This is a genomic window from Zhihengliuella halotolerans, assembly GCF_004217565.1.
Lineage (GTDB): Bacteria > Actinomycetota > Actinomycetes > Actinomycetales > Micrococcaceae > Zhihengliuella > Zhihengliuella halotolerans.
Map to the genome: position 1 here is coordinate 3544964 of NZ_SHLA01000001.1, position 22001 is coordinate 3566964.

Genomic DNA, 22001 nt, shown 5'->3' on the forward strand with positions numbered 1-22001 from the left:
AGAGTGAGAGTAATACTCAAGCAATGATAGGAAGTTTCGTTATGCGAGTTGCAGTGTTGGGTCTGGGGGAGGCCGGTCGGGTGTTCGCGGAAGGGTTCGCCCGGCATGGCCACGCAGTGGCAGGGTTCGATCCTGCCGATGTCAGCGTCGACAGCGCAGTCGAACGCAAAAGTTCCGTGGCAGAGGCGGTGGGCGACGCCGACGTCGTACTCAGCCTGACGACGGCCGCACACGCGGTTTCGGCCGCGAGCGAGGCCGCCTTCTCTGCGCGGAGCGGGGCCGTGTACATCGACATGAATTCGGGATCGCCGCAGCTCAAGGCGGAGGTTCGCGACGCGACGCTCGGACGCGACATCGAAGTCGTGGACGGGGCGGTCATCGGGTCGGTTCGAAGCGTGGGTATCGGGGTTGAAGTACTGTTGGCTGGCCCGGCCGCGGAGGAAGCCGCACGGAGACTGGCAGTCCTGGGTGGCAACCCCACGGCGATCAGCGAGGTGCTCGGCGCCGCTTCCCAGCGCAAGTTGCTGCGCAGCGTCTTCATGAAAGGTCTCGGGGCGCTCATCAGCGAGTCGATGGACGCTGCGGAACTGGGCGGCGAACCCGAGTGGATGCGCGAACAGATCGCGGGCGCTCTGGCCGATGGTGATCCGGGGGTGGAGCGGCTGCGCTCGGGGACGCTTCTCCATGCGGCCCGGCGGGGTCGAGAGCTCTCGGACAGTCTCGCCGGACTGGCTGGGCCGGAGTCATCATGGCCCGTGACGTTCGGGGCGCGGGAGTACCACTTGCGGGCCGCGCACTCCGAGATGGACCTGTCGAGCAGCCTCGCCACGATTCCCACAGCCGCGTTGGGCGACGCCGGCGACCGGATGGGGTTGTTGCACTCGTCGATTAAGCCGGTGTGGGACGCTCCAGCGGTGGCCGGCCGGGCGTTGACAGTTTGGACGCGTCCTGGAGACAATGCGGCTGTGCACCGGGCGCTGGACATCGCGCGTCCGGGTGACGTGTTGGTCGTGGCCGCCGGTGGTCACGTCGAACGGGCACTGATGGGAGAGCTGATCGGTGAACGCGCCGTCTCCAAGGGAATCCGCGCCTTCATTACCGACGGCGCCGTGCGTGATGCGCAGGAACTGGCGAAGATCGGCTTTCCCGTGTGGGCCGGGGGCGTTTCGCCGGCTGGTCCCTACAAAGATGGCCCCGGGCGCGTCGACGTCCCGGTTTCCATTGGTGGCGCCGTGTGCTCGCCCGGTGACTACATCGTGGCCGATGGCGATGGCGTGATCGTCATCCCGTCCGTGGCGGCCGAATCTCTGTTGTCCCGCGGCCGGGCGGTACTGGCCGATGAAGCCCTCCGCCGAAGTGAGATCCTCCGCCGGCGCGAGGAGGGTGATTCCTGATGCCTACAGCGCTTATCGCCCTGGCCGTATTCGTTGCGGTGATCGTGGTGTGGAACGTCGTCGTCAAGCGCAACATGGGCGAAGCGATGATTCTCGGATTCATCGCCACACTGTTCTTCGCGGGCGCGGCAGCTCCATCCGTCGCCGTCGACTCCATGGTCGAAGCCACCGAGTCCGAAGTTCTCTACGCGGCGGCGGCGTTCGTGTTCATGACGTATTTCGTTGAACGTGTCGGCGTCATCGGCAAGCTCGTGCAGATCCTCTCCGCCGCGCTGGGACGGCTCAGGGGAGGCCCTGCACTGGTCGATACGGTGACCTCCGGAGTCATGGGCGCCTTGGCGGGTGGTTCGAACACCGGCAACGCTGCCGCGTCGGGATCCATCACCGGCCCCTGGATGATCAGCACTGGATGGAAGCGATCCCGTGCGGCTACGGTTATCGCCGGCAACGCCGGCCTGGGGGCCGCGCTGCCCCCGAGCGCGTCGATGATCATCATGATCGGTTTCGCCGGAACCATGGTCACCACCAGTCAGGTGTATATCGCCCTGCTGGTTGCGGGTCTGTACCAAGTTCTGTGGCGCATCGTTCTCACCTTGTGGTTCGTCCGTCGGGATGGGGTGCCGGCGGAGACCGGCCACCACGCGGGCGCCGTGAAACAGGCACTGCGCGCCGGGTGGCCCTCTACCCTGATCTTCTTCGGTGCGCTGATCCCGATCTTCGTCACGGTCGGACCTCTGGCTGACGCCCTCACGGCGACGGGCAGATACGGTGAATCGCTCGACGAGATCTCGCTGATCGTGTGGATTCCGATTCTCATCATCGCCATCAGCGCCGTCATCGCCTGGCGGGAGCTTCCACGAACGGTGTCAGGCTGGTGGGAATTCTTCCGTGACAGTGTGCCCCACTTCTTCACGATCGGAGTCTTGCTCTACTTCGCCATTGCAGCCAGCCAGGTATTGGACCGGCTCGGACTGGCGGCAGACGTCGATCAGGTCATCGGGGGCCTCAGCATTCCGACGTGGATGTTGGTGGCCATTGTGGGGTTCATGGTGGTGGTCGTCGCCGGTCCACTGTCGTCAACGGCGACTCTCTCCGCAGTCGGCCAGGTTTCGCTGGTCACCTTGGTCGGCGCTGGAATAGACCCGCTGCTGGCCGTCGTCGCACTGCTGGTGTTCGCTTCGACGGAGGGTTCCTCGCCTCCGGCCTCCGGCTCGATATTCGTCGCGTGCGGAATCACGGAGGCCAAACCGGAGAGCACCTTCATTCCGCTCATCATCTACTACGTCCTTCCGATTACCCTGCTGGGCGTCCTCATCGCCCTCGGTATCGTGCCTGTTCCCATCAACTAGGAGGAAATGTGCGTCAGTCATTGAATAGAGCTTTCACCACCCTGTACGCCGTGGCGATGATCGCGTTCCTCGGGCTCGCCTTCATCCTGGTGCTTGCGCAAGCCGCGGGCCTCGTTCTCGCACAAGGAGACTGGATCGTGGGGGCTTCCGAATCGTTGCTCCGCCCGGCCATCATTGCCGCTGTGGTTGCCGGTCTGCTCGGGTTCAGCGTCTACAACGTTCAGGGGAGACCGGAAACTGAGGATGACAAGGACTAATCGCGGGCCCGCAGTCACTGCTGGCTGCTCCCAGAGGTCCGAGTAGGTGCACGGCTGAGGCCGGCCGTCGGAGCGATCCGGCCGCCGCGCCGCCGCCGTGCCCCGAGATACGAGAAGCCCCGGCCCAGACCAGCCCCGAGGGGAAAGGGATGCTGGTCGGGGCCGGGGCTGTGTGCCGCCGTGCTACTTGATGCCGGCGGTGGCCTTGGAGTTGCTCTCGCCGTCGAGGCGATCGCCCGGGGCGGCCCCGTAGCGCTCGGTCTCGATGTCCTGCAGCGTGCGGCCGCTGGTGTTCGGGGCGCCGATCCAGCCGATGATCATGGCCGCGACGAGGAGGGCGATCATGATGACGCCGACGAAGGCGACGCCCTGTTCGGCCAGCATCGTCGGGAACCAGTAGCTGAGCACGCCGACTAGGATGCGGGCGACGAAGAAGAGCAGGCCCTGGGCGCTGGCGCGGTACTTGGTCGCGAACATCTCGGCGGCCCACAAGGCGTAGAACGCCTGGGCGCCGATGCCGGCGGCGACGCCCCACAGGACGGCGAAGAGGATGAGCATCGGCATCGTGATGTTCGCGAAGACCAGCAGGACCCAGGCGGCGATGCCGAGGATCGCGCCCAGCAGGTAGAGCTTGCGGCGGTCGACCCGGTCGCCGTACTTCATGAAGCCGAAGTAGGTGGCGGCCACCGTGCACGTCCAGAGCAGGACCTGGAGCAGGTTCTGGCTCGTCGCCGACTCGACGCCCGCGGACTCGTAGACGCGCGGCATGAAGATGCCCATCTGGCCGGCGACCAGGTTCCACAGCGCGTAGACGCCCGTGAGGAACAGCAGGGCCTTGACGTTGCCCTTGTTCAGCAGCAGCTCGCGGTAGTTCCGGCGCTTGATGCCGGTCGAGGCCTCGGAAGCGAGGCGCTCCGCGTTCGACTTCTTCCAGGTGTCGGACTCGCCGAGGCCGCGGCGGACCCACCACGTCACCAGAGCGACAAGGAAGAGATGCGCGAAGATGATGCGCGAGCCCAGCAGGCCCAGCGGCACCACGAGTGTGGCGAAGAGGAAGACGAGCGCCGGCCCGAGGGACCAGGCGAGCTGGGCCGAGCCCACGTGCTTGGCGCGATCGGCGGCTGGCGCCTCCTCGGCGATGTAAGTCCAGGCCACGGGCACGCCGGCGCCGACGGCGATGCCGGTCAGCACGACGCCGGTCAGCAGCATCGCCGGATGCGTCGCGAACACGACCAGCAGTGTGCCCGCCATGTAGACGACGAGGTCGTAGGTGTAGATGAACTTGCGGCCGAACCGGTCGCCGGCCCAGCCGCCGAGCAGCGCGCCGATCGCGGCGCCGAACGCGTTGGCGCTGATCGCGGCGACCAGCCCGATCACCAGGTTGGAGAAGCCGAAGTACTCCTGCCAGAACGCCAGCGAGGTGGCCAGGGCGATGATCGAGCCGGCTTCGATGTAGTTGGACATGGCGACGGCGATGGTCGCCTTCCAGCCGGTGACCTTGGGTTTGGTGGACATCAGGATTCCTTTGGAGAGATTTCGTGCGTGCTCCGGCCGCGTCGCTGCGGCTGCGGAGCGGTCAGGCGAGGCGGAAGTAGGGCAGGAGCGCCTCCTGGACGCTGCCCTCGACGAAGTACTGGGCCATTTCGGCTTGCCAGGTGGCGTTGACGGGGTCGGCGCCCATGGCTGCCTGCGCTGCGTCGACGTCGTCAGCCTCGAAGTAGCCGACTACCAGGCCGTCCTCCTCGCGCAGGAAGAGCGTGTAGTTGCGCCAGCCGTGACGGCTGAGGGCTTCGAGCATCTCCGGCCAGACGCGCTGGTGGGCTTCGACGTACTCGGCGAGGCGCTCGGGTTTGACGTGCAGCAGGAAGGCGGCGCGCGTGGACGTCACGTCCTCGCCCAACTGAACGAGATCGGCGACGCCTGCGGTGGTGTCCTCACCCATGAGGACCTCCTTGACTAGGTATGAATCGATTCAATTTCGAGGACCGGCGTACCGCCCGAGATCTTGCTCTCTGGGGTGTGTGACGCCGGCCTCCGTGTCACGCACCATGGTAGCGCCGTTTTGAGACGTTTCAAACACCGGGATTCACCACCTCGGTTGCCCGGGCTTGACCTCAACTATTGTTGATGTTCTTAGCTGCTGCCTATGACCCTTTCTCCCACGGGACCGACCGCGGACTGCCGCGAGTGCGAGGCCCCCGACAGCGCCCGCATCCCGACAGTCGAGGACCGGTTGTGGACGGCGGCCTCGTGGCCCCTGATCGCGGCATCCCTGACGCTCGTCGCCCTGATCGCGTTCGAGTCCTTCGCGGTCACCACCGTGCTGCCCGTCGTCGCCCGCGAACTGGGAGGCGAGCAGTGGTACTCGTTCGCCTTCGCCGGCACGCTCACCGCCGGGCTCGTGGCGACGGCACTGGCCGGCGGCTGGGCGGACCGCGCGGGCACGAACCGGCCCCTTCTCACCGGCGCGAGCCTCTTCGCGGCCGGCCTGGGGATGTGCGTGCTGGCCGGCGACATGGCCTGGTTCATCGGCGGACGCCTCCTGCAGGGTTTCGGCGGCGGGCTCGTCTCGGTGGTGATCTACGCCCTGATCGGTCGGCATATCGCGGAGGGGCTGCGTCCACGCTTCTTCGGGCTGCTCTCCGCGGCCTGGCTGCTGCCGGCGATGCTGGGGCCCGTCGTCGCCGGCGCCGTCACCGAGCTGTGGTCGTGGCGCGTGCTCTTCGCGGCCGTCCTGGTCGGGACGGCTGCCGCCTCCGCCCTGCTGTGGCTGGCCACGGCGCGCCATGGCCGGGCGGGGACGCCGGGGGCGGCAGGGGGACGACGACGCACGCTCGCCTGGGCGATCGCCGCCTCCCTGGCGGCTTCCGTGCTGCACGTCGGCGGACAACAGCAGGGGCTCTGGCGGCTGACGGTGCCCGTCGCAGCCGTCGTCGTGGTGGTGGCGGCGTCTCGCCTGCTGCCGCGCGGCACCCTGCGGGCCGCCGCAGGAACGCCGCGCCTGATCGCCCTGCGCGGCCTCGTGGGGGTCTCGGCGACCGGGTGCGAGGTCTACCTGACGCTGTACCTGCAGGAGGCGCGCGGCCTGAGCCCGACCCTGGCCGGGTGGTCCGTGGCGGTCAGCGCCCTCACGTGGGCGGCCGGCTCGTGGTGGCAGGGGCGACGGGTGGGAAGCCGGGCTGATGACGCGGCTTTCATCGCCGCCGGAGTCGGCTTGGTGCTGGCCGGTCCCGCCGTGGTCCTCGCCGTCGTCGCAACCAACGCGCCGGTGGGTCTGGCGGTCATCGGGTGGGCAATTGCGGGGCTGGGGCTGGGGACGTGTTATCCCCGGATCAGTTCGGCGACCCTTCAGCTCGCGGGCGCCGGTGCTCACGGGCGACTCGGCGCGGCCCTGCAGCTCGGCGAAGGGCTGAGCTCGGCGCTCGGCCTCGCGCTCCTCGGATCGGTCCTCGCCGTCGCGAGCACTCTGACGGGCGGTCTGGTCGCGGTTTTCGCGGTCCTGACGCTGCTCGCGGCGACGGCCGCCGTCGTCGCGGTGCGCACGCTCCGCTCCACACCTTCGGCCGCACCGGACACGGGCGCGTAGGGCGCGACACGGCGTCCGCAGCTACGCGTCGGCGAGGATCACCACCGCCAGATTGCGCGGGCCGTGCACGCCCTCGACGCGCTCGAGCTCGATGTCGCTCGTCGCGCTCGGACCCGAGATCCACGTCTGCGGGCGGGAGATGTCCAGGCGCGGCAGGGCCTCCGGCAGCAGTTGCACGATGCTCGACGCCGCCACCACGCACACGTGGGTGTCCGGCACCAGCGAGATCGCCCGCCGCCCCTGCGCCGCGGATCCGTCGAGGATGATCGTGCCGGACTCGGAGACCGAGACCGCCGACGCCGTGACCACGGCGTCGATCGCGTCGAGGTCCGCGACCGATGTCGGCTGCTCGGGTGAATCGACGATGCGTCGCGCGCCGGCCGGCACCGCGGCCAGCCACGCCTCGTCGAGCCCGGCGGGCACCACGTACGACGACGCCGCGGCCAGTCGCGCCGCGATCGCCGCCGCCGCCTCGGCCGCCGGCACGACGTCGACTCTCGCCTTGTAGTCGACCAGACGGTCGACGAGCTGCTCGATCAGCTGCTCGCGGGTCAGCTCCGAGGTCCGACGGTAGGTGCGCTGCACCTCGGGGGCGGCAGGTGCGTCGCTCAACGCGGTGCGGATGCGGCTCATGATCTCGTCGCGGGCGCTCATGAGCGTCCCTCCTTCTTCCACCAGTCGCGGAACGACTGGGCCGGCGGGGCGGGAATATCGCGTGAAGAAGTCCAGGCCCCCGCGAGCTTGCCCGGCAGTTTCTTGATCTTCTTGTCGCGTCCGGCCGCGAGGCGCCCGAGCGGCAGGGCCTTCTCCATCAGGTTCAGGACCTTTCCGGAGGAGAGGGCGATTTCGGCGCCCTTCATGAGCAGGTCCATCTCGGTCGGCACGCGACTTGCGGCGTGCTGGGCCTTCACGTCCTCGCCGCGCAGGTGCACGAGGATGTCCGGGATGTTGATCTTCACCGGGCAGGCGTCGTAGCAGGCGCCGCAGAGGCTCGAGGCGTAGGGCAGCGAGCCGTTGTCCTCGGCCTCGATGCCCGTCATGAGCGGGGAGAGGATCGCGCCGATCGGACCCGGGTAGGTCGAGCCGTAGGCGTGGCCGCCCGTCCGCTCGTACACCGGGCACACGTTCATACAGGCGGAGCAGCGGATGCAGTTCAGCGCGGTGCGGCCGTACTTGTCGGCCAGCGCGTTGGTGCGGCCGTTGTCGAGCAGGACGATGTGCACGTTCTGCGGGCCGTCGCCCTCGGTAACGCCGGTCCAGAGGGAGGTGTAGGGGTTCATGCGCTCACCCGTCGAGGAGCGGGGGAGTAGCTGCATGAACACCTCGAGGTCCTGCGCGCTCGGCAGCACCTTCTCGATGCCCATGACCGTGATGAGGGTTTCCGGCAGCGTCAGGCACATGCGCCCATTGCCCTCGGACTCGACGACGCCGAGTGTTCCGGTGTCTGCCAGCGCGAAGTTCGCCCCGGAGATCGCGACCTTCGCGCTGAGGAACTTCTGGCGGAGGTGGGCGCGGGCCGCCATCGCCAGCTCGGCGGGGTTGTCTGTCAGGTCAGGGTCTACCTCGGGCATCTCGTTGAGGAAGATATCGCGCACCTCGGTGCGGTTCTTGTGGATTGCGGGAACCAAGATGTGGCTCGGCTTGTCGTGCCCCAGCTGGACGATCAGCTCCGCCAGATCCGTCTCGAAGGCGGCGATGCCCTGCTCCTCGAGGTGCTCGTTGAGGCCGATCTCCTGGGTGGCCATCGACTTGACCTTGACGATCTCCTCCGAGCCCGTTGCGCGCACCAGATCCGTGACGATCCGGTTGGCCTCCTCCGCATCGCGCGCCCAGTGGACGACGCCGCCGCGGGCGGTGAAGTTCTTCTCGAACTCGTCCAGCTTGGCCGGCAGGTCCGCCATGACGGCGTCCTTGGTGTCCGACCCGGCCTGGCGCAGGTCCTCCCAATCCGGCAGCTCGCCGACGACGTTGAGCCGCTTGTCGCGGATGGTGTGGGTCGCGTGGCGCAGGTTGGCGCGCAGCTGGCTGTTTCCGAGCTCGCGCGTCGCGGCCTGCGGGAACGGCTCCTCGGCGTGCAGGTTCCCGTGTCCGCGCTGGCTCGGCAGGGTCGGCATGCCGACAAAGGTGGAACTCATCGGGTGGCCCCCGTCGTCGTGCTGGGGACTTCGGCCGGTTCCTCGAGCGTGGAGGCGAGGATCTCGGCCAGGTGCAGCGTTCCGGCGGCCGAGCCGGCGCGCGAGAGGCCGCCGCCGATGTGCAGTAGGCAGGACGCGTCGCCGCCGGCGCAGAGCCCGGCACCGGTGGAGCGGATGTTCTCCGCCTTGTCCTCGAGCATCGCGGTGGAGACCTGCGCGTTCTTCATGGAGAACGTGCCGCCGAAGCCGCAGCAAGCGTCCGCCTCGGGCAGTTCGACGACGTCGATCCCGCCGACTGTCTTCAGTAGATCCAGCTGGCGGTCGCCCAGGCGCAGCAGGCGCATGCCGTGGCAGGAGGGGTGGTAGGTGATGGTGTGCGGGAAGTAGCTGCCGAGCTGCTCGGCGGCGTCGGTCACGCCGAGGACGTCGACCAGCAGCTGGGTGAGCTCGTACGTCTTCGCGCCGACTGCGGTGGCCCGCTCGGCGAGGTCCGTGTCGCCGGCGCGCTCGGCGAGCATCGGGTGCTGGTGCTTGACCGAGGCGACGCAGGAGCCCGAGGGTGCCACGGCGACGTCGTACTCGACGGACTCGAACGCCGTGATGTGGTTCGCGGCGACCTTGCGCGCGGCGTCGAAGTAGCCGGAGTTGGTGTGCATCTGCCCGCAGCAGGCCTGGCCGGCCGGGAAAACCACCTCGTGACCGAGGCGCTCGAGGATCCTGACGGTGGCGCGCGCCGTCGACGGGTACATCGCGTCGACGATGCACGTGGCGAAGAGGGCGATTCTCATTCTGACCCCAGGTGAGTGGAAAGCGGTGTGGTCTGACCATAGTAGCTGGGCCGCCGCCGGGCGTCCATCAGCTGCCCATTACAGTGGAGTCGTGAACAATCCAGACAAGCCAGCCAGAGCGTACGAGGCGGTGCTCGATGCCGTCGAGGTCGACCTGCGCGCGGGGCGCCTGAAGCTCGGCGACCAGCTGCCGGGCGAGCGCGCGCTCGCCGAACGCCACGGGATCTCCAGGGCCTCGGTCCGGGACGCCATCCGGATCCTCGACGTCATGGGCGTCGTGCGAACCTCGACGGGCTCGGGGCCGTCGTCGGGCGCTGTCCTCATCTCCCGGCCGGCGGCGGGCATCTCGACCGCCCTGCGCATGCACGTCGCCTCCGCGCAGCTGACGGTGCGCGAGATCGTCGAGACGCGCGTGCTCCTCGAGACCTGGGCGGCCGGCGCGGTGAGCCTGCACGATGACGAGGCGCGGGCCGAGGAGTTGCTCGACGAGGCGCGCGACCTGTTGGAGCAGATGGAGCGGCCCGAAACGGGGCGGCAGGAGTTCCACGACCTGGATGCCCGGTTCCATGTGGTGCTGGCTTCGCTCTCCGGGAACGCGGTGATCACGGCGATGATGGAGTCGTTGCGCCTGGCGATCCGCGACTACGTCTCCGAGGCGATCACCTCGGAGGCGGCCTGGGGCGACGTCGTTGCCACCCTGAAGGCGCAGCACCGCGGGATTTTCGACGCCGTCGCCGGCGGCCGCGGTGGCGAGGCGGCCGGGCTGCTGCGCGAGCACATCGAGTGGTTCCACCGCGAGGTAGGTTGAGCGTGGCGCGCTTGTATCGCCGACTTGACACAAGACGATGTGCGCGGCAGGATGGCAGCACATCTTGTATCAGGCTGTTGCCACAAATGGCCTGATGGGCGCTGAGGGGGTCCCGTTGTTCTCACCAATTATCATCGTCGCTGGCGGCGCCGTGCTGCTGTGGCTGCTGGTGTTGATCCTGCGCGGACTGATCTCGCGCCAAACGCCGCGCCTGAGCGACCTCATCGAGCCGAGCTGGCGCGCGGCCCACGGCAGCCGCCCGGAGATTCTGCGCCACCTGCGACGTCGCTTCATCGGCATGATCGTCATCGGAATTCTCGCCTGCATCTCCTGCCTGGCCTGGCAGTTCGTGGCGCCGCAGCTCGGCGGCCTGCCCGTCGTCCTGGTCCCGGTCATGGTCTGGCTGGCGATCATGGTCGCGTGGTCCGCGTGGCCGTGGCCTCGCGAGCACGACGACGGCCCGCGGCCTGACGCCGACCACGTCGAAGGCGCCGCGACCCACGCCGACCTCATCCGCCGGGGCTGGACGACCTTCGGGCCCCGGTGGTCCTTCCTGCTGCCGGGCGCACTGCTGGCGCTGCTCGTCTTCGGGCTCGCGGCGGCGGGCCTGACCTCCGTCGAGGACGAGTCCGGCCGCCTGCGTCAGCTCGGCTACGAGCTCCAGGGCGGTGCCGAGCTCGACGAGTCCGGCCTAGTCACCGAGGTGCTCTCAGGCGTCGGAGCTTCTGGCCCCTATCCGGGCTGGTACTACGGCGGCGTCATCCTCGTCGTCGCGTTCCTCGCAGCGATCGCCTCCCTCATCGTCCTGGGACGCAACGCGCGCCGGGCCCGCCCGCGCGACTTCCGGCTCTTCCGCCTCGACAACGGCGTCCGTGCCGCCGTCGCCTACACGGTGGCGACCCTGTCGACGGCTTTCCTCGCCTTCCAAGGCGCCGTCGTCGGGCTCATGGCGGCGACGGCGCAGTTCTCGGCGGCCCAGCGCACGCGGTTCGTCGTCGGAGAGCCCATCGACGCCGCCGACATCACCTTCGATCCCCAGTTCCTCACGGCCTCCCTCACGATGGTCGTGATCGCGATCGTGCTCACGGTGGTCGGCGTCATGCTGCTGGCCTCATGCTCCCGGCGCATGACCCAGGCGTTCGGCGTGCGGGAGCCGGTGTGATCTCCGTCGACCCGGCCTCTCCGCTGGGGCCGGCCGAGCAGATCCGAGGTCAGCTCGAGGCGCTCATCCGCTCCGGCGCGCTCGCCGCCGACGAGCGCCTGCCGAGCGTTCGCCAGCTGGCCGCCGACCTGCGCGTCGCCGCCGGCACCGTCGCCCGCGCCTACAAGGAGTTGGAGGAGGCGGGCCTGGTGCGCGCGGCCCGCGCCGCGGGCACGCGCGTCAACCCCGGGCACGACGACGGCGCGGACGCCTTCGCGCTGGCCTCCGACCTCGTGCGGTCGGCTCGCGGCCGGGGGCTGAGCCTCGCCGAGGCCCAGGCCCTTGTCGCCGCGGCCTGGGTGGCCGGCGAGCCGCGATAGCCTGGCTCTGGGCGCGGGATTTCTCCGATGTGTTTGGCGAAGAGTTCCGCCTCGACGGTCCCAGCGCGTGGACCAGCGGTCATCGTCGGAAGGGACGTGTCGGCGCCGGAGGACGCGGCGAGCGAGTAACTGCAGCTCCCGCCGCCAGGTTTCGTCAGGCCGCCGGCTTGGGGATGTGGGCGACGATCTCGTCCATCATCTGGCCGCTCGGGTACTGCTTGCCGAAGAGGGCGGCGCCTTCGTCGGTGAGCAGTACCGTGTTGACCCGCCACTGGAGAGTGTCGCCCTGATCGGCGAAGCCGCCGGAGTACATGCGCGCGATGACGATGCGCGCCTGCTCGGGTGCCGTGCCCTCGACGGTGTCCGCAGCGACCGAGAGCACCGTGTGGCTGCCGACCAACTCGATCGCCGGATCGAGCAGTCGCACGTGCATCATGCCCTCATGACCCGAGAGGATCACGTCGCCGGTGAAGGACATTTTCCCGGTCGACAGGTCCGGCGAGAGGTCGACCTCGCCCGCGGCGAACGAGAAGGCGCCGTCGTCGGTGGTCAGGGCGCCGCTGCGCGCCGTGATGGTCCCGTCGTCGAGCGAACCGACGTACTCGACGAAACTCTTCCTGATGCCCCAAACCAAGCCGTGGGGCTGCGTGGGTCCTGGTGTCTCCGGCATGCTCACCATCATAGGGCTGGCCGGGTGCGGACGGCGCCGACGCACGCGAGAATGACACAACCGATCGCCGCGAGATCCACAGGTCCCAGCTGCTGGCCGAGCACCACGAACGCGGTCAGCGCCGCCATCACCGGCGACAGGCACGTGAGCATGCCGAACGTCGACGCCGGGAGCAAGCGGAGAACGTGGGTCTCGATGCCGTAGGGGATGGCCGAGGAGAGCAAGGCGATGCCGACGCCGATCGCGAGGACCCAGGGGTCGAGCAGTTCCGTGCCGCCGGTCGCGATGCCGAACGGGGCGGCGACGACGGTTCCCGCGCACATCGCCAGCGCGAGGCCCGCCACTCCGGGGAAGTGGCGGCCGGCCTCCCGGTTCATCAAGATGAACCCGGCCCAGCACGCGGCCGCGCCCAAGGCGAACCCGACGCCGATCGGGTCGAGGCCGTCGGCGGCGAATCCGTCCCGGCCCAGCAGCACGATGCCCGCGAACGCGAGCATCGCCCAGAGCAGGCCGATCCAGCGCCGCCCGGCGATCACGGAAAGCGCCAGGGGACCGAGCGCCTCGAACGTCACGGCGACCCCCTGCGGGATCCGGTCGAACGCCTCGTAAATCATGAGGTTCATCGCCGACATGGTGACCCCGAGCCCGATGATGGTCCGCCAGCCGGTCCATCCGAGCCGCGAAAGCGTAGGGCGCAGAATGGCGATCATGATGACAGCCGAGAAGAGAAGCCGCATCAGCACCATGCCCTGGGGGCCGACCCGGTGGAACAGCGTGCCGGCGAGGGAAGCACCGAGTTGCTGGCCGAGGATGCTGACCAGCACCAGCAGGATCGGCAGGAGCGGGGACGCCGCGATGCGCTCTTTCACTCCGAAAGGATACGCCGGTACCGCGAGGCTCAACCAACGAGACCCGAGGGCGTCGCCGAGCCGCCATCCGCCCGCAATAACTCTTGCCTTACGGGCCGGTAGGTGGTGATCTGAAAGTGGAGGCAACCAGGGAGGTCGTCATGAGAATCGGGATCGTCGGAGCGGCTGGAGGAGTGGGGCGCCGGCTGGCACGCAAACTTACAGACCACGGTGACGAGGTCACCGGGTTCTTCCGCCGGATCGAGCAGGAGGAAGTCGTCGTCGCTTCCGGCGCGAAACCCGTGCGCTACGACCTCGTCGCCGACGGGCCGGAAGTCCTGGCCAGCGCGCTGCGCGGACACGACGCCGTCGTCTTCGCCGCCGGTGCGCACGGCACGGGCGCGGACCAGACCTCGCTGATCGACGGCAAGGGCGTGGAATCGGCCATTGTCGCCGCCGACTCGGCCATGGTTCCGCGGATGATTCTGATCTCCGCGATGCCGGAGTCGGGCCGCGGCCGCGAGATCTCCGAGTCGTTCGAGCACTACCTGACGGTGAAGAAGGAAGCCGACCAGACACTGGCGAGCTCCGGGCTGGACTGGGTGATCGTCCGGCCGGGTCGGCTCACGGACGACGACGGCAACGGGCGCGTGCGCTCGGGCCTCGCCGTGCCGTACGGTCAGATCCAGCGCGACGACGTAGCCGCCTTCATCCTCGAAATCCTGCACGAACCCCGGCTGACCCGGCACATCGTCGAGGTCGTCGACGGGCCCTCGACCGTGCACGAGGCGGTCGACACTCTCGTCGGGCTGTACGGGACGCCGCACCTGTAGCCGGGCGTTCGCCCGGCGGCCGGCGCGCGGGCTGAGGCCGGCGTGGTGCCCCGTGGTCCAATAGCAGGATGTTGTTCCGTCAGCTCGAGTACTTCGTGGCGCTCGCCCGGGAGCGCCACTTCGCGCGTGCGGCCGAGGTCTGCTTCGTCTCTCAACCGGCGCTTTCCGAGGCGATCAGAAAGCTCGAACGCGAACTCGGGGTCCCGCTGGTCAGGCGCGGGCACAGTTTTCAGGGGCTGACGCCCGAGGGCGAACGCGTCCTGCTCTGGGCGCGCCGAATCCTCGCCGACCATGATGCCCTGCACGACGAGGTCGCGGCACTCCACGCCGGTCTGACTGGAACGCTGCGCGTGGGCGTCAACCCGGCGGCTACGAGCGCGGCCGCCGTGATCTCTGCGGCGTTCTGCACAACGCATCCCCGGGTGGAGCTCTCGCTGGAGACCAACCTGCGCTCGGCCGATATCGTCGACCGCGTGCAGGATTTCGAACTCGACGCGGGCATCGTCTATCTCGATGAGGACACGGCGGACCAGGTGCGGGTCCAAACGCTGTACCGGGAGCGCCTGGTCCTCATCGCTTCCGAACGCCTGCTGCTCGACGCGGGGGAGCCGTCCACATGGGCCGACGCGGCGAATCTGCCGTTGTGCCTGTTGCCGAGGGGGATGCGCGGACGCGAGGTCTTGGATCATGCGCTCGCCGATCGCGGCGTCGCCGTCAGGCCGCAGATCGAGGCGGACTCGATCGTCGCATTGCTCGCGCACGTGATGACCGGTCGGTGGGCCAGTGTGGTGCCGGAGCAGTGGCTTCCGGGACTCGCCCTGCCCCAGGACCTGCGCACGATGCCTCTGGACGGTCCGGCCATCGGCGCGCACATGGCGCTTATCTCGCATGCCGCGGAACCGGCTTCCGTCCTGGCCCGCGCCCTGTTCGAGGCAGCAGGCACCGTTGACCGGTTTCGAGAGTCCTCCGACTGATTCGCCACCGGCCGCCCCGCGGATCAAACAGGGGAACCGCTTATATGGCGAAGATCGATTGACGGCCCTTATCAACCGATCGGAAACAAGTCTTGGACGCAAGGAACGGACTTCGAGAGGCTGGAGAGTGCTTGGGGCACTGGTGAACGCAGGCCCACTCTCGCCCCAACCTCAGGAGGACGATCATCGGCCAACGCACTCTGCCGCCCGCACTCGATTCGCAGCGGCGGCCCGGACAGCGCTGGAGCCAGCTGCTCGGGCCGCTCATCCAAGCGGACCACCGGCCGGCGCTCAGGGTCGGGATCGGGCTCGCCGTTCCGGGCGTCCTTCTCCTCGCGGCGGAACGTCCAGACCTGCTGGTCTACGCGGTCTTCGGTTCGTTCGTCGGAATGTATGGTCGGGGGCAACCCCCGGCCGTCCGACTGCGGCAGCAGGGCTGGGCGGCCCTCCGTCTCGGTCTTGCGATCGCCACCGGCCTCGCCCTCAATGCCGGCGGCGCGCCGCTCTGGGGTATCGCCCTGTGTTCCGTGGCGTTCGCGGCCTTCGCCTCGTGGGCCGCCGAGCGGGTGGGGTTGAGCCCCTCGGGACCCTTCTTCGGGATCTTCGCGCTCGGGACGTTCGCGACGCTGCCTCCGGGCGAGGCCGATGTCCGATACGCGCTCGTCATCTACGGTGCGACGGCCGCTCTGTGCCTGCTCGTCGGCCAGCTGAGCAGGGTGAACATTCTCGGCGCCCGCCGGATCTTGCCGGCGCCCGGGGTCGCCCGGGGCGTCGACGCCGCGGCCGCACGACGGCGTGCGCTCGGCTATGCGGTCGCGGTGGCGGCAGCGTCGGCCATTGCGCTCCTGCTCGGCATCGCTCACGTCGGCTGGGCCGCGGCTGGCGCGACGATCCCGCTCGCCGCGTCGACGTTGCGCGCCCAGGCGTTCAGAGGCGCCGAATGCGTCGTCGGAACCCTCCTGGGGATCGTCCTCGCCGGCATGGTCCTCGTCCCCGAGCTCTCGGCGACGGCACAGGCGATCCTGGTGATGTGGCTGCTGTTCCCCACGGAGGCGCTGATGGCCCGGAACTACGGACTCGCACTCGGCTTCTTCACGCCTCTGGTCTTGCTGATGACCGATCTGACCGGCCCGGCTGAGCCCTTTTCCCTTCTGCTCGACCGTCTGGCGGGTGCCGTGGTCGGTGCCGCCGTGGGAGTCGCGATCGCGTGGTTGTTCGCGCGGACCGCCCGCACGTGTCGCTCGGGGGGGGGCAGGTCAGACGCGGACTAACCGCCGGCCGGTCGGGCGAAGTGCTCGTTCACGATGTCGCGAAGACTCGTGACCACGGCGAACGCGTCGGCCTCGGCGTCGATCACCGCCCAGCCCTCGGTGATGGCGCAGGTGAGGTAGGCGTCGCGGGCCGCCTCGAGGTAGGCGAGTGATTCGGTATCGAGGCCGCGTTCGTCGATGCGGCCCAGCGCCGTCACTGGGGAGACGTCGAGGAGAACGGTCAGGTCCGGCTCCTTGAGCGACCGCCGAAGGCCCCTCAGCCCGCGGGCCAAGAGACCATTCGGGTCGAGGCCGCGGGTCTCGCGGGTGACTTCCTGGCAGACCAGATGGCGGTCCATGACCGACAGCCCGTCGAACGCCCGGGCGCGGGCGTGGGAGCGAACCACGTTGGCCCCACGCAGGACTGTCTCGATGGTCTCCGCCAGAGCGGCGGGCACGGCGTAGCCCGAGCGCGCGCTCCAGCGCCCCAGCCAGCTGCGGCCGGACGGGTTGCGCAGCAGCTGTGCTGGCATTCCCGCGTCGAAGAGGCCCGCCGCGAGGTAGGAGGCCGCCGTCGTCTTGCCGGATCCGTCGATGCCGACGATCGCGACGGTGGCCCGACGCCGGGCACCGGCCGCGTCGCGCTTCGTGGCTGGCGCCGCGGGCGCGGCGGTGGCGGGGGCAGAGTGGGTGAGCAGCATGATTCCTCCTGGGGCCGACTCGGTGGTCTTACCCGGTTCAACGCCCGGCGCCACTCGATGTCGCCTAGAATCGGCCGTGTATCAGCTGTGCAGTTGCTGTACTTCCGCCATGAGGTAGGGGAGTTCCGGTCGACGTCAAGGCATCAGCCGACATCCGACGACTCGCCCCCGACGCGAGTCCCTTACCGTTTCGCGTTTCAGCCTTGCCGGGCCTTCATGCGCGGGTTCTTCTTATTGATGACGAACACCCGGCCGCGGCGTCGCACGATCTGTGCGCCCGGAATCTTCTTGAGCGCCTTGAGCGAATTGCGTACTTTCATGATTTCTCCTGATCTGTTAATTGCGAATGATTCTCATTATATGGTTGGATGGGGTGCCGCAGGCAAATGCAACCCGGCACAGGCCTGCCGACGCCCGAGGAGGAGCATGAATCAGGCCAACGTCACGCTGATATGCGGGACATGTGTCCCCGAACGTCGCGAACATCTCCGCGTTATCGCCGAGGCGACGGGCGCGGTCGCGATCCGCACGGACCCGGCCCGGTCGCTCGGGCGAAGCGCAGCCGAGCGGGTGGACTTCCTGGACGACATGGCCGTCACCATTCAATCCGCCGGCCAGGACGTTGTTGCCGATATTCCGCTCGATGTCCCAGTCACCGACGCCGTGGGGCTCGTCGGCAGCGAGCAGGCGGCGGTGCTCGCCGACGTCGTCTGCATCGTCGACGCCACGCACCTGGGAAAGGATCTAGCCGACGGGGACTACCTGCCCGGCTTTGTCGCGCGGGCGACGCTGGCGGTCCATCAGATCGAGCACGCTTCCGTCGTGCTCGTGACCAACTGGTCCGCGCTGGACGCACCGCAGCTCTCCAGTACGCTCTCACTCTTGAGCCACCTGAACCCCACCGCCCACCTCGACCTCGACGTCGGGCGGTGGCTAGAGGACCGCGGCACCGGAAGAGCCGCAGGCAGCCCGATCGCCGGCGTCGGCCAGCGCCCCGGGTGGGTCCAGCGGCTCAACGACCATCCGAGCTGGCAGCCCCGCATGCTCGATCCCCGCGTCTCGTCGGTCCGCTTCTCCTCAGTGCGGCCTTTCCACCCGGGGCGTCTGCGCGACGTGCTCGAGAACGTCGGTTCAGGTCGTGCAGGGCAGCTGGTCCGGTCGGCGGGCTTTGCACGTCTGGCGACGCGACCGCAAGTCACCGCTCTGTGGGAGCACGTGGGGCAGATGTTCGATCTGGTGCCGCTGACGCGCGACGACGCCGATCAAGAGGAGCTGCTGTGCCTGGGGCAGGACATCGTCCTGACGGGAATCGACCTCGACGAGGCGCGGCTGCGGGGGCTTCTCGAATCGGCGCTGCTGACGGACGAAGAGTTCTGCGCCGGATTCGAAACGTGGGCGAATTTCCCGGACCCGTTTCCGGTGTGGGTCCCGGCCCACGACGCCGCGGAGGACTGAAAGGGAGTCAGCCGCGGATCCCCCAACGGGACTTCTTCAGCGTCGCGGTGTCGGGGGCTCCGCCGCTCAGCGCTTCGTCTCGGGCTTCGTCCACTGAATCGCGCAGGCTCTGGTCCGAGGAGCAGGCTGTCGTGTACTGCACCAGCGTGCGTTCTTCGCCGGCTTCAACGGCGATCAGGCGGCCGCCGTCGTCCTTTGCGCTGACATAGGCGGTCCCGCCGACGACTCCGTTCCGGCGCGAGGGATCGGACGGGAGGCCCAAGCTGGCCAGTACGTCTTCGGCCTCGACGATGAAGGCCTCAGGGTCCTCGACCCCCGCACCCTGGAAGGATGGCGTCAGCCGCCAGAAACCGTCCTCGGGGCAGGGCGCAGGGGTGATCGCATCGACAGCGGAGAGCAGCTGATCGAGTTCGCCGGCCTGCGGGATGATCGGGTGGATGGCCGCGATCACGGCTTTGGAGTCGTCTCGTAGTTCATCGAGGGTGGGCTCGCTGTCCTTCGTCACTGATGCTCCTGGTTTCGAAGTCGATGTGGTGGCGGGGGTCGTCGCCGGCGCACAGCCCGCGAGGGCTGTCGCTGCTACGAGGCCGACGGCGACCGCCAGCAGTGCGCGTTTCATGAATTCAGCCTACGTGCTGCGGGAGTGGTCATCAGGGCAACTTGTCCTTGGCCCAGCCCCAGGCGTCGCCAGCGGCGTCTTTTACGTCGTTGGCGCGCTCGGCGACTTCGTCCTTGGCGTCGCCAGCGAAATCGACGACGTCGTCTTTGCGGTCGCCGGCCCAGTTCCAGGCTGTTTCGGCTCCGTCGACGACGTCGTCTTTGCGGTCGCCGGCCCAGTTCCAGGCTGTTTCGGCTCCGTCGACGACGTCGTCTTTGCGGTCGCCGGCCCAGTTCCAGGCTGTTTCGGCTCCGTCGACGACGTCGTCTTTGCGGTCGCCGGCCCAGTTCCAGGCTGTTTCGGCTCCGTCGACGACGTCGTCTTTGCGGTCGCCGGCCCAGTTCCAGGCTGTTTCGGCTCCGTCGACGACGTCGTCTTTGCGGTCGCCGGCCCAGTTCCAGGCTGTTTCGGCTCCGTCGACGACGTCGTCTTTGCGGTCGCCGGCCCAGTTCCAGGCTGTTTCGGCTCCGTCGACGACGTCGTCTTTGCGGTCGCCGGCCCAGTCCCACGCTGCTTCGGCCCCGGCGACGACATCGTCGTAGGCGTCGCGCCCCTTCTCCATCACCTGGTGCTCAAGCTTCGGATCGGAGTCGTACCTGCTCTCCTCGAGGTAGTCGATTTCGTCGGGATTCCCGTTGAGGATCTCGCTCATCGAGTTCAGCGATTGGCTGCCGCGCTCGAGGTACCCGTATTGGGTGTCGCTGCTCGACCCTTCGGTCTGACCGTGGCCCGTACCCGCTTCACCCGGGATGTTTCCTTCGCCGTCGGACGAGAACGTGTAGGCGCCGAATTCTTCCGCGGTCGGGGAGATGCGCCCGGACGGGATCTGTCCGCGCGGCGCCCATGGGTCGTCGTACGCGATCGTGGCGTAGACCGCCGGGTTGCCGTTCTTGTCAGCCTTGACGTTGAAGTCCGATGCGTGATCGGCCACCGCGGGGTCGATACCGGCCGAACCGTACATGACGTACCGGTCGACGTCGTGCCTTGTCTGGGTGAGGCCGACGGCCGCCGTCGTCGTCCCGTACGAGTGCGCCGTCACGTTCGTCGTCGGGACGTCCCCGCGCGCGTCGCGCGTCTCGTGCAACCCGTCCAGGAAGATGGCCAGCTGGGTGCCGCCCCTCTCTGCGTGCTCGTTTCCGACGACCTCCCACGGGCGGGGGAGGAGGTTCTTGTCCTTGGCCAGCTCGAGCGGTTGGTCGGGCGAGTCGTAGCCGATCCAGGCGACGACGGCGTGGTTGCCCTGCATCTTGTCGTAGAGCGTCTGTGCCTTGCCGACTTCGCCGTCCATGTTGTGCGTGCCGCTTCCCATGCCGGACACGGAAACCGTCACGTCGTCAGCGGTGTCCAGATTGCCGATGGAGATGGAAGCGAGGGGGCGCTCGGAGACCGGATCGACGGGGATGAAGTGATTCAAGAAGCGCTCGCCGGAGTTCCCGTCGAGGCTGCCTCCGGAGCTTTCCACCAGGGCGTCGGCGATCGATTCGAACGCCTCGAGCTGCTTGTCCGTGTACGCGGGATCGTTGCGGACCAGATTCAGGGTGGTGACGTTCGCCCGGTGGCGGTCCGAATACGGGACGCCGTTGGTGTTGCCCACCAGAGCCGGGAGCATGGCCGTGAGCGCGGTCTGCTGCTCGGTGCTGAGACCGTCCCACCAGGCCGCCCCGTGCCTGCCGGAGGGGTAGCCGTCCCCGGCGGGCGGCTCGGCCGATACCGGCGGCGGCGTGGTCCGCGCCTCGGGATGCGTCGATGCGAGCGCCTCGATCTCTTGAGGTGAGAGCTTGCCCAGATACGCGTAGTACGCCTCGACGTCCTCGGCCGTCGCGCCCTCGCCCATGGCGATGCGATACAGGCGCGCCGCGGTGTTCACGCGCGTCGAATTCGTTCCGTAATCGAAGTGGGCGCGAGTATTCGTGCTGATGCGTTCGATGCCGCCGACGGTGGTGTTGAAAGCCTCCTGCGCCGCCACCCAGTCGTCGACGATCGCATTGAAGTCGCCCTGGAGCTCCCGCTGCAGGGTCGCCTTGGCGTACGGGTACTGGCGGCTCGCCGCGGCGCCGGTGTAGTTGTCCTTGTAGTTCGTCTCCTGGGCCGGAACGGTGCTGTCCCAGAAAGTTCCTTCCCGGGTGTTGAGATCGTCGATGGCATCCGCCAGCGTGATGGCGGCCTTCTTGATCGAATCGGTGCTTTCCTCGAGCTCGCCGGCGTCGCGGACGGCCGGGGCCAGGGACGTCGCGAGGGCCTGTTCACTCGGACCCTCGTAGAGCGGCCGCATGCCGTTCCACGTGGTCTTCGCCGCGGTGACCTCGTCCTCGATGCTCTTGGCGGCGCTTTTGAGTGCTCGTGCGGCGGCACGGATTCCCTCGGTGTTTTTCGGGAGGTTCGCCAATCCGGACGTGTTGATCGAGAAGATGCTCATTTCGCGTTGGTCCTCGCGTCATCAGCCATCTGTTCGTCGCCGTTCGAGATGGCCTCGCTGATGCCCCAGCCCGCACCGATCACGTTCTCGCAGCGCACCACCGTGGCCCGGGCGTCCGGCAGGAGGACGCTGGCGCCGCACGTCTCGACGGTGCCCGCGCAGTCCGTATCGTCGAGGGCGATCTTGAGGTCCGCGATCGCGTCCTCGAGCCCGACGACGTGTTCCGGGAGATTCAGGACGACGTCGTCACAGTCGCGCAGGAGCTGATTGAAAGCTGGCTGCTCCAAGCGGTAGCGCATCCGATTCTCCGTTCGTCGTCTTCATGCGTGATGGTCGAGGGCCACCCGGCAAGACGACG

General features: G+C 68.4%; 23 protein-coding genes. 11 read left to right on the forward strand and 12 right to left on the reverse strand.

The features are described 5' to 3' along the window. Nucleotides 1-41 precede the first annotated feature (41 nt). The 3 genes from EV380_RS16315 to EV380_RS16325 are packed head-to-tail and all read left to right on the forward strand — an operon-like array spanning nucleotide 42 to nucleotide 3000. A complete protein-coding gene (locus tag EV380_RS16315) occupies nucleotides 42-1394 on the forward strand; it encodes an RraA family protein (protein ID WP_130452000.1) in 1353 nt (450 codons plus the stop codon). Next, nucleotides 1394-2743 carry a TRAP transporter large permease subunit gene (locus EV380_RS16320; protein WP_130452001.1) on the forward strand — a complete coding sequence of 450 codons (1350 nt, stop codon included), beginning with the start codon at nucleotides 1394-1396 and terminating at the stop codon, nucleotides 2741-2743. Before EV380_RS16315 ends, EV380_RS16320 begins: the two co-directional genes overlap by 1 nt. 8 nt (nucleotides 2744-2751) lie before the next feature. Then, on the forward strand, nucleotides 2752-3000 hold the full coding sequence (locus tag EV380_RS16325) for a hypothetical protein (protein WP_130452002.1): 249 nt from the start codon (nucleotides 2752-2754) through the stop codon (nucleotides 2998-3000). 183 nt (nucleotides 3001-3183) lie between these two features. Here EV380_RS16325 and EV380_RS16330 read toward each other — a convergent pair whose 3' ends face one another. Both EV380_RS16330 and EV380_RS16335 read right to left on the reverse strand, forming a co-directional pair. After that, nucleotides 3184-4515, reverse strand: a complete 1332-nt coding sequence (locus EV380_RS16330) for an MFS transporter (RefSeq protein WP_130452003.1) — start codon at nucleotides 4513-4515, stop codon at nucleotides 3184-3186. Nucleotides 4516-4576: 61 nt separating this feature from the next. Beyond that, nucleotides 4577-4942: an L-rhamnose mutarotase gene (locus EV380_RS16335; RefSeq protein ID WP_130452004.1), complete on the reverse strand. Its 366-nt coding sequence runs from the start codon at nucleotides 4940-4942 to the stop codon at nucleotides 4577-4579. Between the two features lie 204 nt (nucleotides 4943-5146). Between EV380_RS16335 and EV380_RS16340 the strand changes: the two genes are divergently transcribed. After that, the gene (locus tag EV380_RS16340) at nucleotides 5147-6586 is read left to right on the forward strand and encodes an MFS transporter (RefSeq protein ID WP_130452005.1); all 1440 of its coding nucleotides are present in this window, start codon (nucleotides 5147-5149) and stop codon (nucleotides 6584-6586) included. A gap of 21 nt (nucleotides 6587-6607) precedes the next feature. Here EV380_RS16340 and EV380_RS16345 read toward each other — a convergent pair whose 3' ends face one another. From EV380_RS16345 to EV380_RS16355, 3 genes are read right to left on the reverse strand one after another with little or no spacing between them, the layout of a single operon-like run. Then, nucleotides 6608-7240: a LutC/YkgG family protein gene (locus EV380_RS16345; RefSeq protein WP_130452006.1), complete on the reverse strand. Its 633-nt coding sequence runs from the start codon at nucleotides 7238-7240 to the stop codon at nucleotides 6608-6610. Then, complete coding sequence (locus EV380_RS16350) at nucleotides 7237-8721, reverse strand: LutB/LldF family L-lactate oxidation iron-sulfur protein (RefSeq protein WP_130452007.1); 1485 nt, start codon at nucleotides 8719-8721, stop codon at nucleotides 7237-7239. Before EV380_RS16350 ends, EV380_RS16345 begins: the two co-directional genes overlap by 4 nt. Further along, nucleotides 8718-9509 carry a (Fe-S)-binding protein gene (locus tag EV380_RS16355; protein ID WP_102158440.1) on the reverse strand — a complete coding sequence of 264 codons (792 nt, stop codon included), beginning with the start codon at nucleotides 9507-9509 and terminating at the stop codon, nucleotides 8718-8720. Before EV380_RS16355 ends, EV380_RS16350 begins: the two co-directional genes overlap by 4 nt. Before the next feature lie 91 nt (nucleotides 9510-9600). Here EV380_RS16355 and EV380_RS16360 point away from each other — a divergent pair, with 91 nt between their 5' ends. From EV380_RS16360 to EV380_RS16370, 3 genes are all read left to right on the forward strand, one after another. Continuing rightward, nucleotides 9601-10317: a FadR/GntR family transcriptional regulator gene (locus EV380_RS16360; protein WP_242607672.1), complete on the forward strand. Its 717-nt coding sequence runs from the start codon at nucleotides 9601-9603 to the stop codon at nucleotides 10315-10317. A gap of 115 nt (nucleotides 10318-10432) precedes the next feature. Continuing rightward, complete coding sequence (locus EV380_RS16365; RefSeq protein WP_130452008.1) at nucleotides 10433-11479, forward strand: hypothetical protein; 1047 nt, start codon at nucleotides 10433-10435, stop codon at nucleotides 11477-11479. Further along, nucleotides 11476-11838: a GntR family transcriptional regulator gene (locus tag EV380_RS16370; protein WP_180967297.1), complete on the forward strand. Its 363-nt coding sequence runs from the start codon at nucleotides 11476-11478 to the stop codon at nucleotides 11836-11838. The genes EV380_RS16365 and EV380_RS16370 overlap by 4 nt, the downstream gene beginning before the upstream one ends. A gap of 154 nt (nucleotides 11839-11992) precedes the next feature. Here the strand turns inward: EV380_RS16370 and EV380_RS16375 are convergent, their stop codons facing one another. Together EV380_RS16375 and EV380_RS16380 are read right to left on the reverse strand one after the other, a co-directional pair. Next, nucleotides 11993-12508: an HtaA domain-containing protein gene (locus EV380_RS16375; RefSeq protein ID WP_165391991.1), complete on the reverse strand. Its 516-nt coding sequence runs from the start codon at nucleotides 12506-12508 to the stop codon at nucleotides 11993-11995. A gap of 8 nt (nucleotides 12509-12516) precedes the next feature. Beyond that, nucleotides 12517-13377, reverse strand: a complete 861-nt coding sequence (locus tag EV380_RS16380; protein WP_242607673.1) for an EamA family transporter — start codon at nucleotides 13375-13377, stop codon at nucleotides 12517-12519. A gap of 140 nt (nucleotides 13378-13517) precedes the next feature. Here EV380_RS16380 and EV380_RS16385 point away from each other — a divergent pair, with 140 nt between their 5' ends. The 3 genes from EV380_RS16385 (at nucleotide 13518) to EV380_RS16395 (ending at nucleotide 16434) form a co-directional block, all read left to right on the forward strand. Beyond that, nucleotides 13518-14189, forward strand: a complete 672-nt coding sequence (locus tag EV380_RS16385; protein WP_130452011.1) for an NAD(P)H-binding protein — start codon at nucleotides 13518-13520, stop codon at nucleotides 14187-14189. A 68-nt stretch (nucleotides 14190-14257) separates the two neighbouring features. Beyond that, a complete protein-coding gene (locus EV380_RS16390) occupies nucleotides 14258-15163 on the forward strand; it encodes a LysR family transcriptional regulator (protein ID WP_130452012.1) in 906 nt (301 codons plus the stop codon). A gap of 389 nt (nucleotides 15164-15552) precedes the next feature. Continuing rightward, on the forward strand, nucleotides 15553-16434 hold the full coding sequence (locus EV380_RS16395) for an FUSC family protein (RefSeq protein ID WP_130452013.1): 882 nt from the start codon (nucleotides 15553-15555) through the stop codon (nucleotides 16432-16434). On the opposite strand, the gene EV380_RS16400 is transcribed toward EV380_RS16395, so the two are convergent. Both EV380_RS16400 and ykgO read right to left on the reverse strand, forming a co-directional pair. After that, on the reverse strand, nucleotides 16431-17114 hold the full coding sequence (locus tag EV380_RS16400) for a dTMP kinase (RefSeq protein WP_130452014.1): 684 nt from the start codon (nucleotides 17112-17114) through the stop codon (nucleotides 16431-16433). The two genes, EV380_RS16395 and EV380_RS16400, sit on opposite strands and share 4 nt — an antisense overlap. A gap of 197 nt (nucleotides 17115-17311) precedes the next feature. After that, a complete protein-coding gene (gene ykgO / locus EV380_RS16405; protein WP_102158427.1) occupies nucleotides 17312-17434 on the reverse strand; it encodes a type B 50S ribosomal protein L36 in 123 nt (40 codons plus the stop codon). A 106-nt stretch (nucleotides 17435-17540) separates the two neighbouring features. Here ykgO and EV380_RS16410 point away from each other — a divergent pair, with 106 nt between their 5' ends. Continuing rightward, nucleotides 17541-18569: a GTP-binding protein gene (locus EV380_RS16410; protein ID WP_165391992.1), complete on the forward strand. Its 1029-nt coding sequence runs from the start codon at nucleotides 17541-17543 to the stop codon at nucleotides 18567-18569. Between the two features lie 7 nt (nucleotides 18570-18576). On the opposite strand, the gene EV380_RS16415 is transcribed toward EV380_RS16410, so the two are convergent. The 3 genes from EV380_RS16415 to EV380_RS16425 are packed head-to-tail and all read right to left on the reverse strand — an operon-like array spanning nucleotide 18577 to nucleotide 21942. Next, nucleotides 18577-19188 (reverse strand): hypothetical protein, encoded by a 612-nt coding sequence (locus tag EV380_RS16415; protein ID WP_130452016.1) that lies wholly within the window; start codon nucleotides 19186-19188, stop codon nucleotides 18577-18579. A 31-nt stretch (nucleotides 19189-19219) separates the two neighbouring features. Then, nucleotides 19220-21643 (reverse strand): alpha/beta hydrolase, encoded by a 2424-nt coding sequence (locus tag EV380_RS16420; RefSeq protein WP_130452017.1) that lies wholly within the window; start codon nucleotides 21641-21643, stop codon nucleotides 19220-19222. Then, complete coding sequence (locus EV380_RS16425; protein WP_130452018.1) at nucleotides 21640-21942, reverse strand: hypothetical protein; 303 nt, start codon at nucleotides 21940-21942, stop codon at nucleotides 21640-21642. The genes EV380_RS16420 and EV380_RS16425 overlap by 4 nt, the downstream gene beginning before the upstream one ends. Between the last annotated feature and the right edge of the window lie 59 nt (nucleotides 21943-22001).